Here is a 13854-nt window from a genome sequence, read left to right as displayed (position 1 = left end):
TCGCTGAATTCGACTCAAATCCTGGCTCGTCAATATTTAGATGCGTTTGCCCTGCTAGCTATGAGGGATTTTGTCATCTTCTGCTAAGAGTTATTCAGTTAATTCCATTAACTATTCATTTTTGTCTCACCTCAAGTCAATTAGTCAAAAATGTAGTTATTCTTCAAGTTTGTTAATAAAAGCAGAACACTACTTATTGAATCAAACTTCTATACCAAGAATGCATAAGTGATCCTTGATTAGTTGTTTGCCTAAATGCATTGGATATGGTGAATGAATATTACCCATAGCCCACGCTGGTGAAATTCTTAAGTAGTGTGGTATGCGGCAAAGTGATTTTAGGCTTTCTTCTGTTTTTTGAAAATCTGAACGAATGAAGAAAGGAAGCATTTCTAGCATCTGCTGGTGCTTGAATGCAATATTTACACCGTATTCGTCATCTTGAGAATCAAGCATATAGAGTTCGCGTGCTGTTGAGGTATCTTGAGCTTTTTGTGTTTGCGGTAATCTTCCGATAGAGAAGTAATGGAGCAACTCAGGGACAGAGGTATCGTAAAAACCACTTAAGCGAATTAAATCTCGTGCTGGAGAATTCTCATTCCAAGCTTGTCGATTGGTGATGTATTGAGTTGTCTCGTCGCCAGTGCGGAAGCGAATTATTCCCAGCAGGTTCCTAAGTTGGTTATGGTCACAAGGATATACACAAGCATGACCTGGAACGTGTTGGAAGTCTAAGATATCCCGTTTTGCAAGAAGATATTCATTTTTTAGTTGGAACCAAGCTTGACCTCCGTTTTCTTCACCACGTTCATTACGCCATACATCGGCTTCGATTAAGACAAGGGTGGGTTTTTCGCTTACTTGCGTTAGTACATCCACCGCAAATTTTGCAAGCTCTATTCCCTTTAACTGAACTGTTTTGTAATTGCGATCGCACCGTACCCGTGAGAAAATCTGTCCCAGTTCAATCCCCGCCTGTGCATAAGGAATCCAATAGTTGCGATCGGGAAATAACACATCAACTGCACCATTTGCCCGCAGACGAACAGCTAAAGCATAGTGAATATTATCTTGTCCTTGAGTAGCTTTTCGGCGACAAAGGGCAATTACATCTAGGTTTTGGGCTATTTCCTTTGGTATCCCTGTCCGTTCATAGACTTCTGAGGGCAGTCCATAGAGTGCCCCAATCTGGCGTAGCGTTAGATCCAGTACAGCATTTAGAATACGTCCTTCTGTCTTCTTGCTGTAAGATGGCGATGTGTCTGTGGTTTCATCTTCTTGGTCAGATGATTTTGGTTTAACTGTTTGCACCATTTGGGAACTGATTTTTTCTAACACACATGCTTCACGAACTACTCTATAAATGCTTTGTTTGGGATGAACTTCCTTCTTTTTTGTTTGTCCAATCTCAACGATCGCAAAACAGTAAGGCTTAGTAGTAGAGTCAATTAAAGCAATAACCTCATGTTTCAAAAAGTTGCGCCATGCATCGAGTTTTATTTGATGCTGCTTGCGGATTTGTTTATCAAACTCTTGACCATCTTTAGGTGCGATTCCGGCTGTGTCGAGGGGTTTCAAAAGATTTGGATCATTAATCCATACAGATGATACTTTGACATGCTCTGGAAAATTTTCTCCTTCATTGAGCAGGAAAGCATCACGCAATGTCTGGTAAGTTACATCACAGGTATCTCGTTCGCGCCACAGAATAAAAAGATGTATGGGTTTTCCTTGCAATGCCCGCTCAATAGCATCAGAAATGATCGTTTGTCTTTCTTGACGACGGTTATCTACACGTTGGTTAATTTCTTTTTCAGTCAGCTTTTCTTTTTGTTGTTTTGTAAAACTTGGAGGTTGAGAGATATATTCGTAATCGCGCATCGCCAAGGGTGTTTTTTGACCAGATGGAGCAGGAATATCAGATTGCATTGGATCATCAGGTATCAAAACATCGTCTAGAAGCTCTAAGACTTGAGCAACAATATCACCACGTTCCTGTAAACTAAATCCTGGTTTAATACTATGTCCTCTTTTATGGTTTTCATGTTCATACTTGTATCCTTCAGCATGAACTAAATAATATTCATCTCTATTCCAGTTAGGATGATTATCTAAATTGCCGTATTGAGAAGGGTTGCAACGAATATTATCGGTTGTTTCAAGGGAACGCGCTTTGAATGCAGCTAGCAGATTTGGTAATTGAAATTTCCACAAATTACTATCTTCTCTCCCATTGTTCTCAATGGTAAGACGTATCAAAGTTGAATCTACTTCGTAACCAGATAGACGTTCCTCATTCATCCCCATCAGCACAGAAATATCACGACCGTAATTCATTTCAATTAATGGCTCATGAGCATATGGTTGACAACTTAAATGCAAAAAAATCCACGGTTTAAGCTTACTATTTTGGTTGAATCGCCCTGCTTGAGTCTGAACGCGAAAATCTAAGCGATAGACAAAATAACCTTCCCTTTCGTTGCCATAGTCATCTGTATACAGTGCCGGAAATGCTTGACTGACTAGGAATAGTCCAGTACGACCTGAGCCATCGCCTTGTACCTTGCGCCACTGGATTTCTTGCTTTCTCTGCCTAGAATGAATAACACATTTTTTTTCATGCAGCAATGTTGCTAAGAAACTAGGAATGGCTTGGTATCCCAGTCCTTTTTCAGCATTGATGTTTTGAATGAGCTTTTTTGGAGTAATAGGTTGCCAATTCCAATTAGTAGGAATTATGGCCATGTTTTTAAGGAAGCGATCGCAAACACTATTCACCTGATCTGGTTTACCCTTACCATCAAATTGCTTTGTCCACTCCTGCGCCCAAATCATCACTAACTCATATATTTGCTCAGGTATTGGAACTCGCAACGGATTTTCAACCGTTCCCACAGCTAATACTCGATAATCGCCTGTATCAAAGTATTCAAAACCATGTGTCAATGTTGATACACAGGCAAGCAATCCATTGTTTAACTGTCGATATGGTATCCAGACCTTTTTCTTGCGATTAGATGAGAGAACTTCTTCCATACAGCTCATCAAAGTTATCTTCCGTGTATGTCTCTATATTGTCAGGAACTAGGTGATAAACAAAGTCCTGCATACTTGACCAGCAATTGCGAATTTCGTTTGCTGCCCAACGAGCTTGATCGTAGGAATTGACTAGTAAAAGAAGGCGATCGTGATCGCTTCTCTGGCTTGCTGTTCTGGCATCAAAACAGCGTGGGCATTACCAACGTGAAAACTAGCAAATCTGAAAATAGAAGGTTTCAGAGATAGTCAGCAAATTAGAACCACATTGACTACTAAAGTTGTCAATAAGCGGCGAAAAGTTACATTTTTGACAAAATTTAGTTCAGATGTATTATTATCTATAGTTCAAACGTATTATCACTGAGTTATGACTGATTCTCTGCCAAGATCCTGGTTTGATTCCAAGACAATCTATGAACAAATCCAATACTACTTCCCAAAGTGCCAATCAAAAATACGTATTGCATCTGGCTATTTTACTGTAAACGGCTGGGATCAGATTCGGAATGTTGTAAAAGGAAAGTATGTTGATCTGTTGGTTGGAATTAACGAACGAACTCAAAGACAAGACGAAAGACACGCACAGCATCTTCTAATCCAAGAAATTAAGAAAGATTTAGCAACAGGATCATCACCAGGTAATCGCCGTCAAGCTGTAGCAGATTTAGTTGATAAAATTCGGACGGGTCAATTTCGGATTGTTGATGCACGCGCTAGGAAACATCATGCAAAACTTTACTTTGTTGACTGTAAGGTTGTCATCATTACCTCAGCCAATTTAACTAAACATGGCTTAATGCAACAGGTTGAAGCTGGTAATCCACTGAGTCGGAAGAAAGAAATTGTAAAACTTGTCAAGAAATTTGATGGATATTTTGCTGAAGCAATAGATTTAACTCATAGGCTACTTAAAGCTCTTGAAGATTGGTTGAAACTTGCTTCTCCGTGGGATATTTACCTCAAAACCTTACTTGTTTTTGAGGATGTAGAAATTGATAACAGATATACTCCGCCAACGAATTATCAAAGAGCAATGATTGCTGAAGCTTTACAGAAAATAAGCGATCACAGCGGAGTCATGTTGGTTGCTTCAACAGGACTTGGAAAGACCGTTGTTGCTACTCACCTCGCCTTGAAACTTTTTAGAGCAGATAAAATTATACATGTAATGATTATTGGTCCCAAATTAGTAAAAAGGCAATGGAAGTCTGAATTTATGGATGCGGGTATCCCTCAGACCTATATCGGCTATCAAGCTTTAGATAAAGAAGATCCAAGCCATGATCGTAATCTTGAACACTTTATCGAAATAGAAGAAAAAATAAATAAGCAATGGCTCATTATTATTGATGAATGCCATCTATTCCGAAATTGCCATGATAGTGCAGAAGGTCCTAGAAGGCGCTCATTCCAAAGATTGATTTTACGAATTAAAGAAAGTGGCTGTAAAGTCTTACTTCTTACTGGTTCACCTTATTCTAAAGATATTAGGAATCTCAATCACCAAATTTTGCTTCTACCTCACACTGCGGAAATTGAAACTTTTTCAGATAAACAAAACAAGAAAAATTTCAATTGGCATACAGATAGTATAAAAGGATTTATTAACTTGTCTGTTGTGTCTCAATTAACTACACCTTATGTTGCACAACAGTATGGACAGAAGCTAGAGAATGGCGTATTAATTCAGTTTGGACAGCCAAAGCGATATATTCCGCTTGTCAAGTTATATCGAGTTAATTTCCATCTATTCATGGAAAGCGAAATCTCTCAAGTTTTTAGGGATGGTTGCTTTACCGTTATAGATCCTCCAGAGTCACGCAAGTTTATAGAAACGCAAGCAGAAGTTGCCTGGGCCAGTTCACCATGGGCACTTCGTGAAATTATCAAAAAAGTTATAAATACCCCAGGCAAGCGAAACTTGTCATATGATTTTGAGTTTGAAATGTCTCAATCTCAGCGCCGTGAAATATTAGAGCCGCTCCTAAGTCGATTAAACCAAATGCAGTTTACTGATGATCAGAAGCTTGCATCTCTATGTAGCTTTCTCCAAGAAGTTCACTCTAATAATAAAAAAGTTATCATTTTTTGTGAGCGTCGTGCAACAGTGGTCTATTTGGTGAGAGCCGTTAATACTTTACTTCCCTATCTGAGAGTATTTGGCACAATGAAGCGCACAAGTAAGCAAGGAAAAAGTCAATACGTACCTAAAAGTGAGCGAGAGATTTTACAAGCAATTAAAAAGTTTGCCCCAGTCGCAAACCGAGCTGAAGGAAAGTATGAAGAGACTTACGATGTTTTTATTTCAACTGATGCTCATGGTGTTGGCATTAATTTACAAGATGCACCTGTAGTTATCAATTACGATCTAGCTTGGACAGCAATTGAGCCTACACAAAGAGCAGGCCGTGTTCTAAGACCCTGGATTGAACCGCGCACTGTGGAGCTTTACACTTTTGTTCCACCGCTAGAAGGTGATGCTTTACGAGATTTAGGCATTGCAAAACGTTATAGTAACCTGGCAAATCGCCACAGTCAATCTCAAGAAATTATGGAGCTTCCTGTTCTCTCTATAAATGAAAAAGAAGAAGTTAATTTTTTCAAAAATGCATCCAAAGTAACAATTCAATCAGGTGTACTTGATTTAGAGGCTTTAGTCGATGATAATATATCGCCATTTTATCACCATGCATCTAAGCTATATAATAACCGCGACTATGCCCGTAATATTCGTGACGATGTTATTAGTGCAAAAATTTATTCAGGGCGAACAATTTTAATTTATGTCTTGTTTAAACACGAAGATGAAGACAAATGGGCTGTTTATGAACCTAAGTCAAAAAGCTTGCGGAACATATTACGTAATCAATTACTTGATTTGCTTGAATGTGAGGAACATACTGAGCGTGCCCTTGTTAATGCTGATGAAATTGAAGAACTTAGCTATGCTTGCATAAAAGAGTGGTCTAAACAAAATAATGCTAATTTAGATGATGTTGTCAGAGAATGTGCAATGTATCTCAAACCAGCACATCAACCTGATGATGTTGAAAGTTTAGCTAGATACTAGTGCGTTATATCATACTGGCTAGAAGTGCCACCTGCTGAGTTGTTTAGATCCTCACAAGAGGATTAACTGGATACACCTGAAGCGATCGCTATTCAACTACGCGCTGACAAAAACCTTGATCCAGCGATCGCTAATGCTTTAGCATCCTTAGTCAAAGCAGCGTATCGTGATCTGTCTCAAAATAATGGCGAATTGAAGCAAGATCCCTAATATATGCCATTAATTCAAAGTCTATCGCCGGAATTTAGGCAACGCTGTGAAGCGATCGCAACTGAACAACGAAGCTTACTTCGAGTGCGATCGTTTGAGCCGTTACCCGCAGACATTCTAGCAACCAAGTTAGGGGCAACACTTTTTACACCCGATCGGGTTCCAAATCTAGAGCCAGAGCAAGTAACACTGCTACTTGCTAGCGATGGGTGGTCAGGAGCGATTATAAGCGATCGCCCACTCTGGATTGTATACAACCCACGTCATGCACCTACACGGCGTGAATCAAATTTGATGCATGAAATAGCTCATGTATTGCTGAATCATAAGCCTGTAGGCTTTAATCCTGTAACTGGACTACCAAAACGTAAACAAAACAACGAAGATGAAGCAACTTATCTAGGGGGATGCCTTCAAATTCCCAAACGTGGTCTACTGTGGGCGACACAACGCAAGATGTTGTTACCTCAAATTGCAGAACATTTCGGTGCTAGTGAGGCTATGGTGCAATTTCGCAGCAATGTGACTAATGTGCTTGTGAAATGCTTATAAAATTTCAAGACAGCTAATCATGGGAAAATCCCAAAAGGGCTGAAAAAGCTTTCTTTTCCTACTCCCCACTTCCTTTTTCAAGGTAGTGATCAAAAAGTATTGCTGTCACTTTGGCTGAAAGCTAGATAACATTAGATTCGGCGAGTTTACTGTTCGGGAGTGCCAAAATGTCTAAACAGCTGGGTCAAAAAATCGCACCTACACCTATATCAAATGATATCAATGTGGTGGATTTGATCGATCAATACTTCACCGCTTACAACTCAGCGCGGTTGCGGGAAATCTGCCAGCTACTGAGTCGCGATGTACTAACGGAAGGCGTCACGGTGGGAGTTAGCCTTTCCGGTGCGATGACGCCAGCAGGATTCGGGGTTTCAGCGCTTGCACCCTTAATTCGCAACGGCTTTATTGACTGGATGATTAGCACTGGTGCAAATCTTTATCACGATATGCACTACGGATTGGGTTTTGAACTCTTTGCTGGTAATCCGTTTTTGGATGATGTGAAACTTCGCCAAGAAGGTACGATCCGCATTTATGACATTATCTTTGGTTACGATGTGCTGCTAGAAACTGATGCGTTCATCCGCAAAATTCTCCAAGGAGAAGCGTTTCAAAAGCGGATGGGAACTGCTGAGTTTCACCATTTACTAGGTAAATATGTCCGGGAAGTAGAAAAGCAATTGGGTGTGCAGCATTCCTGCTTGTTAGCTACAGCTTATGAATATGGCGTACCGATTTATACGTCTTCTCCAGGAGATAGTTCAATTGGGATGAACGTGGCGGCTTTAGCATTAGAAGGTTCGCAGTTGGTGATAGATCCATCAATTGACGTGAATGAGACAGCAGCGATCGCATATAATGCCCGTGAATCAGGAGGTAAAAGTGCAGCTGTAATTCTCGGTGGTGGTAGTCCTAAGAACTTTTTGCTACAAACTCAACCGCAACTTCACGAGGTTTTAGGACTAGAAGAACGAGGACACGATTACTTTGTGCAGTTTACCGATGCGCGTCCAGATACAGGTGGTTTATCTGGAGCAACCCCATCGGAAGCTGTAAGTTGGGGTAAAATTGACCCGGATGAGTTACCTAACACAATAGTTTGTTATACCGATAGCACGATCGCTCTACCACTTGTGACGGCGTATGTTCTTAATAAATGCCAGCCTCGTCCATTAAAGCGTATATATGACAGGCGAGAAGCCATTTTGGATAAACTGCAAAAAGACTATCTAGCAGCCAAAACCCGACCATCGGATCAGGTTCCAGCAGCAGTTGCTGAAAGTGCTTCACAGCAAACAGCGACTTATCCGTGTGGCCGACTGATTCCGAATACTCATTAGGGGAGTGTGGAATGGGGAGATGAGGCAAAAAAATTGCTTCCTCATCCTCCTCATCCCTTCCGTCCAATCAACAAGTAAGTTGTCATCTTCCCTTTGCCTTTAACTTCGATTTCGCCTCGTTTTTCCAATAAAAATTCATCACACAAGGACTTATAAATATCTTCTGTTACCTGGATTTTACCAGCAATACCTTGAGATTCCATGCAGCTAGCGATGTTTACTGTGTCTCCCCAGAGATCATAAGTAAACTTGTTCAGATTAATTTCTCCCGCCACTACGGAACCACTATGGATGCCGATACGAATACTAAAGTTTTGGTTATTCTCAGTATTAAATAGAGCGATCGCAGTTTGCATATCTAGTGCCATAATGGCGATCGCTTGAGCATGATCCCGGCGGCGTGGGGACAAGCCAGCAACTACCATATAAGCATCGTTAATGGTCTTGATTCTCTCTAAACTATGTTGTTTGGTGAGGCGATCGAAAGCTGAGGAAATTGGGTTGATTAAGTTTACCAGTTGAATTGCACTTATAGAAGTAGCAATTTCGGTCAAGCCGAGGATATCTGCAAATAAAACTGTGACATCAGCCAAGTCTTCAGCAATGCTAGCTGGTTCTTCCTTGAGTTCATTGGAAATTGCTGCTGGCAAAATATTCAGCAACAAGCGTTCGGTTTCTTTCTGCTGATGGCGCAACGCTTCTTCTGCTGCTAGTCGCTGGGTGACATTGCGAAAAATGCCGCGAGTCGCAACTGGATGATCTTCGACAAATTTACAGTTAATGTTACCTTCTAAAAAAATTGTTTGGCCGTCTTTTGTAACGAATGCAGCTTTTACTTGCCCAAGCTTTTTTCCTGATAACACGCGATAAAATCTTTCCAAACAGTGTTGTTTAAACTCTGGATGTATAATATCGAAAATATTCATATTGGCAATTTCAGCTTCGCTATATCCCAAAGTTTCTCGCCATGCACGATTGACATATAAAAAACGACCAGACGGATCGACGGATTGAATCAGGTCATTAGCATTTTCAAATAAATCTCGATATCGTTCTTCACTTTCTACAAGAGCATCTTCTGCTTGTTTGCGTTTGATAAATTGGGCGATTTGGCTACCAATAGAACCCATCATTTGCAATAGGTCTTTATCTTTTGGTTGTACGTCCCGGCTAAAGAAAACCATCACTCCTAAGATTTCACTATCGTCTAAGATGGGGAAACCAAAAGCTGCGTGCAATCGAGCCTCAGCAGCAGGTTGCGATCGCCGAGTGTCTCCATCTTCTGTGATGTCTTTAATCCATAATGGCAAACGTCTGATCCAAATTCGACCAGGAAAGCCAACACCAGGTGTATATGTAGTTTGCCAGGTAATTGCTTTAAACTCTCGAACAGAAATTAATCGACTTGACCAAATTTCCACACACCTTAGCACTGCATTGAGGCTATCTCCTTGTACCGAAGTCCCAATATATTGACTTGGTGTCCAAAGTTCGCCTAAATCCCATCCCAAATTTTGACAAATCGACTGCAAAATTTGCGGAATTCCCTGCTTTACGCTCTGTGATTCTGATAATATGCGAGTAATAGCATACTGGGCACTTGTACGCTGTTCCCGGCGTTGCCAAGCAGTAATATCCCGACCAATGTAGACAATATCTTCTAATCCTTCTGTTTTTTTCGCAATCACTGAACAAGAAAAATCAATCAACAGCTTTTCTCTAGTTTTGGTTCGACAAACTACCTCTAAATTATGTAATTTTCGCTTTAAATAAGAATGTTGATAAATAGCTTCTATGAAAATTTGATTGTTATCAATTATCAGCGAGATTGGTTGATTAATTAATTCTTTTTCCTGAAAGCCAAACAATTGTTGAGCAGCCCGATTGACTTTTTTGATTTTTCCGGAATTACTGGTTACTAACAAAGCATCTGCCATTGAAGCAATTACTTGTTCCATGTAATTTTCGCATGAGATTAAAGCACTTGATAACAGATTTTTTTCATTAGCTTGCTGTGCTACTTTTTGCTTTAAAACAAGCCTATCGGTAACATCTTCAATCAGGACTATTAATTTATTTTCAAATTTATTTTCCTGCTGTTCACCGATAATATACATATCTATATATACAAGAACATTATTCTCTCGCCATCGTTCAATTGCTTGTAATTCAAACAGTTCTTGCTCCCCTTGCAAGACAGATGTCAGGATATCTTCAAGTCCTATTAACTCAGGAAAACTTAGTCGGACATCTTTTCCCCGGATCACCTCCTCAGGACGTTCTGCAAACCGTTGCACCTGCTCGGATGTATCTATGATGCGGAAATTATCATCCAGTTCCAAGCGTTCAAATTTCAGGGGAAAAGAAGGTTTGTTAAAAATCTGATCTAGTACTTGGTCTTTCATTGTGGTATGGGAGCAGGCTTTAGACTTATCTTTAATAGGAAGATTCAGAGTAAAGAGGAGATTTCAAAGGATAGGGAGAGAAAAACTCTAATTTTGCCAGATGATACTATTATCACACTGATAATTAATAACTCAATAATCAGAGCTAACAATTAACAATTCAGCACCAATGATAATTATTTTAGCTATTATTTCAAATATTTAAGCAATATACAAGCCTGTTTAGACAAAGTTTGGATAAGTTACTATTACTCAGCTTGATTACTGAAATTGATATTAATTAATTAAGTGTGCTATTTTTTAACATCAATCCAGTATGTTGAACGAAAACAACTAGTATACTGTAGCGTCAGTTTGCCTACCTTTAACCAGTTGCTTAGGTTAATTGAGATGGTAGTGGATTGACGCCGTGCTGCACTAGGAGTAACCTTTGGAGTTGCTCGATCAGAATTAAGTAGGTGGGCATAAATAAACTTGCTTAATACTTTTAATATATTTCTTTTGGAGGATTGACAGTTGAATGTAAAGTTGCTTCTACTTAATAGTTGTTTTCATCTTTAACTTTAATCCTATGTGTGATTCTACAAAATGGCGAATTAAATTAGTGTTACTGAATTCAAATTCACCAATAATGCAGATTTTTAGTATTCCAACTAAATATTGCCGTAGACAGGAATTGCTGCACCTCGAATATCTTTAGCAGCTTCTGAAGCTAAAAAGCAGATTATTTGCGCTAATGATTCAGGTTTAACCCACTTGTCAGCATTTTCTGCACCCATTGCTTGGCGGTTGTTGGGGGTATCAATGACGCTGGGAAGGACGACATTAGCAGTGATATTTGTACCTTTAGTTTCATCAGCGATCGCTTGTGTCAAAGCTACCACACCGGCTTTAGCAGCGGAATATGCTGCAAATTGCCCAGCAGGTTCCACAGCCGCCTTAGAACCTACTGTAACAATGCGTCCATAACCATGCTCCAACATTTTTTTCAGACTATATTTGCAAGTCAAGAAAGTAGTATTCAAGTTGATATCTAATTCGTGTTTCCAACTGGAAAAACTATATTCGTGGGTTTTCCCCATCGAAAAGCCACCCACCAAATGAATTAACACATCTACTCGTCCGATGCTGTTGATGAGATTTTCTACTGAGGCTTCCTCTTCTAGATTAGAGGAGACAAAGGAAAGTTTGGCAAAATCAGTGGGTGAAAGAATGCTCTTGAGGCTTTCAACATCTTTGATATTCCGATAAGGAATTGTCACCTTTGCACCTTGGGCGAGAACGACTGGTGTCACACCTAAACCTAGTCCACCAGTACCACCTGTGAGTAAAACTTGCTTGCCTTTCATCAGTTTCGCATATTTGAAAGTTCATTTTCAAGATAGCGCGATCGCCAGCATTTGGTAAATTTAAAACTAGTGTAGGTTTGTTTAGTAATGACTTTGCGATCGGTCTTGTTTTAGACTCTAAAAAGAGCCAAAGCTAGGCGCTTCCCTGTTAAGATTTCCCTCTCTACACAATTAATTTCTCCGAATCAAATCGGATTTTTAATATAATGAGGCAAAAACTATGAAAAAGTATAAAGAAATCTTACGTGTCATCCTTGCGATATCGATCATTGTGGTTGGAGTGACACATTTTGTGATTCCAGAACCATTTGTCAAAATTATGCCACCGCAACTTCCTTACCCTTTAGGATTAGTTTATCTCAGTGGCTTTTATGAAATCTTGGGTGGTATTGGTTTATTAGTCCCGCCTGTAAGTCAAGCTGCTGCTTGGGGACTTATTGCTCTTTTTATTGCGGTTTTTCCAGCCAATATCAATATGGCGGTTAATCATATTCAGCTAGAACATATACCAAACTCACCTTGGTTACACGTAGTTAGACTTCCTTTTCAAGCTGTTTTAATTGCTTGGGCTTGGTGGTACACGAAATCTTCGTTTGGGGAAAAACAAGCTTCTATCATTCCCAAGTCTCTAATTCCCAAAGGACTAGAATTAGAATAAGTGCGTTTTTTTATATCTGAATCATGCGCGTTGCAACTTTGTTTGGAATAACCCTCTCGTTAGCAATAGCCATTGGAGAAGTAGCGGTTCCGGTGACTCAAGCTGTGCAGCTTAGAGATGGCCTTGTCTATTTTGTCCAACCACCGAAACTTGTTAACGCGACAACTACTTACAAAGAAGTGAATGTTTGGGGCGGAACTTACTATTTCACCATTAATGTGCCGGAAAATGCTGGAGAATCCCTCCAGAAGGTAACGATCGCCCAAAAAGAGGGATCAGAAAACATCCGCTATCATCTTAATGATACCCGCGCATTTGTCGGGACACGCGATCGCAAAGAAACGCAACTGAAGCTAGGCCCAGTCACAAACGAGCGTGACACACGCACCGTTTCTGTAAACTTTGACCCACCTGTGACTCCAGGACAGACAATTACCATTGCTCTCCGCCCTGTGAGTAATCCAAGCTTTTCTGGTGTTTACTTATTGGGTGTTACTGCATACCCTGTGGGTGAAAAATCTCACGGTCAATTTCTTGGTTTTGGACGGTTTCAGTTTTACAGCAATTGGGGAAGTTGGTGGTTCCGATAGAGGGAATAGGGAATGGGGAATGGGGAATGGGGAATGGGGAATGGGGAATATTTTCTACAAGTACGGCGTTGGGAATGGGTGTGGAAATATTTGTGAGATGTGTGGAGAAGTTTTTGCATTAATTGAGTAGGTGTAAATTAGCTGTTTTTTTACGCTGTTTAATTTACACCCAACTTTATCAAGAAATTTCTCTTACTTGTCGCATTCGTTCAAAGTCGCTATCAGATGAAACAAGAGTCAATGAATGACGTAAAACTGTAGCAGCTATCCAGAGATCATTTTCACTAATGCCTATGGTATTTAGTTTGGTTGTTTTACGTTTATTTTTTTCTTTTGGGCCGAATTGTTTGATAATTTCTGATTTAAAATCACCGTAGATTTCTGTTGTTTCTTTGTCGATCCCGTATAGGTTAATTCGTTTGAGAAATGCATTAATTTTTATTAAATTAGCAGCTTTTTGATGTGAGTTTTGTGCCATAAAGTGCAACTCACCAGCAACAATAACACTGGTTGCTAATTGTACCTGACCAAGCGATCGCAAGTGATTTACAACGCTAGGCACACCTTCCATCAAGAAAGAACAGTGATTAAGTAGGTGGGCATAAAAAAACCAGACTATGTAAAGATAAGTAAATACA

The 13854-nt window shown here is 39.9% G+C and carries 9 protein-coding genes; 5 read left to right on the top strand and 4 right to left on the bottom strand.

The features are described from left to right. Nucleotides 1-201: 201 nt before the first annotated feature. Nucleotides 202-3036, bottom strand: a complete 2835-nt coding sequence (locus tag HWQ44_RS32345; RefSeq protein ID WP_292726409.1) for an RNaseH domain-containing protein — start codon at nt 3034-3036, stop codon at nt 202-204. A gap of 370 nt (nt 3037-3406) precedes the next feature. On the opposite strand from HWQ44_RS32345, the gene HWQ44_RS32340 reads away from it, so the two are divergent. The 3 genes from HWQ44_RS32340 (at nt 3407) to speY (ending at nt 8214) form a co-directional block, all read left to right on the top strand. Continuing rightward, nucleotides 3407-6109 carry a helicase-related protein gene (locus HWQ44_RS32340; protein ID WP_292726407.1) on the top strand — a complete coding sequence of 901 codons (2703 nt, stop codon included), beginning with the start codon at nt 3407-3409 and terminating at the stop codon, nt 6107-6109. Between the two features lie 213 nt (nt 6110-6322). Further along, a complete protein-coding gene (locus tag HWQ44_RS32335; RefSeq protein ID WP_292726405.1) occupies nt 6323-6871 on the top strand; it encodes an ImmA/IrrE family metallo-endopeptidase in 549 nt (182 codons plus the stop codon). 167 nt (nt 6872-7038) lie between these two features. Further along, nucleotides 7039-8214, top strand: a complete 1176-nt coding sequence (gene speY, locus HWQ44_RS32330) for a deoxyhypusine synthase (protein ID WP_292726403.1) — start codon at nt 7039-7041, stop codon at nt 8212-8214. A gap of 50 nt (nt 8215-8264) precedes the next feature. Here speY and HWQ44_RS32325 read toward each other — a convergent pair whose 3' ends face one another. Then, complete coding sequence (locus tag HWQ44_RS32325; protein WP_292726401.1) at nt 8265-10619, bottom strand: adenylate/guanylate cyclase domain-containing protein; 2355 nt, start codon at nt 10617-10619, stop codon at nt 8265-8267. 653 nt (nt 10620-11272) lie between these two features. Continuing rightward, a complete protein-coding gene (gene fabG, locus HWQ44_RS32320) occupies nt 11273-11968 on the bottom strand; it encodes a 3-oxoacyl-ACP reductase FabG (RefSeq protein WP_292726399.1) in 696 nt (231 codons plus the stop codon). 220 nt (nt 11969-12188) lie between these two features. On the opposite strand from fabG, the gene HWQ44_RS32315 reads away from it, so the two are divergent. After that, nucleotides 12189-12626, top strand: coding sequence for a DoxX family protein (locus tag HWQ44_RS32315; protein ID WP_292726397.1), 438 nt, complete (start codon nt 12189-12191; stop codon nt 12624-12626). 23 nt (nt 12627-12649) lie between these two features. Continuing rightward, complete coding sequence (locus tag HWQ44_RS32310) at nt 12650-13216, top strand: DUF2808 domain-containing protein (RefSeq protein WP_292726395.1); 567 nt, start codon at nt 12650-12652, stop codon at nt 13214-13216. 178 nt (nt 13217-13394) lie between these two features. On the opposite strand, the gene HWQ44_RS32305 is transcribed toward HWQ44_RS32310, so the two are convergent. Continuing rightward, the coding region (locus HWQ44_RS32305) for a type II toxin-antitoxin system VapC family toxin (protein WP_366931413.1) at nt 13395-13854 on the bottom strand (460 nt) is incomplete at its 5' end.

Origin of the sequence: Nostoc sp. JL34 (assembly GCF_017114945.1) — a bacterium.
GTDB lineage: Bacteria > Cyanobacteriota > Cyanobacteriia > Cyanobacteriales > Nostocaceae > Nostoc.
This window is presented reverse-complemented; position numbering and strand designations above follow the sequence as displayed.

Excerpts from the sequence above, each read along its gene's own strand:
- fabG (WP_292726399.1), bottom strand. The coding sequence starts at position 11,968 with ATGAAAGGCAAGCAAGTTTTACTCACAGGTGGTACTGGTGGACTAGGT.
- speY (WP_292726403.1), top strand. The coding sequence starts at position 7,039 with ATGTCTAAACAGCTGGGTCAAAAAATCGCACCTACACCTATATCAAAT.
- HWQ44_RS32310 (WP_292726395.1), top strand. The coding sequence starts at position 12,650 with ATGCGCGTTGCAACTTTGTTTGGAATAACCCTCTCGTTAGCAATAGCC.
- HWQ44_RS32335 (WP_292726405.1), top strand. The coding sequence starts at position 6,323 with ATGCCATTAATTCAAAGTCTATCGCCGGAATTTAGGCAACGCTGTGAA.
- HWQ44_RS32325 (WP_292726401.1), bottom strand. The coding sequence starts at position 10,619 with ATGAAAGACCAAGTACTAGATCAGATTTTTAACAAACCTTCTTTTCCC.
- HWQ44_RS32315 (WP_292726397.1), top strand. The coding sequence starts at position 12,189 with ATGAAAAAGTATAAAGAAATCTTACGTGTCATCCTTGCGATATCGATC.
- HWQ44_RS32345 (WP_292726409.1), bottom strand. The coding sequence starts at position 3,036 with ATGGAAGAAGTTCTCTCATCTAATCGCAAGAAAAAGGTCTGGATACCA.
- HWQ44_RS32340 (WP_292726407.1), top strand. The coding sequence starts at position 3,407 with ATGACTGATTCTCTGCCAAGATCCTGGTTTGATTCCAAGACAATCTAT.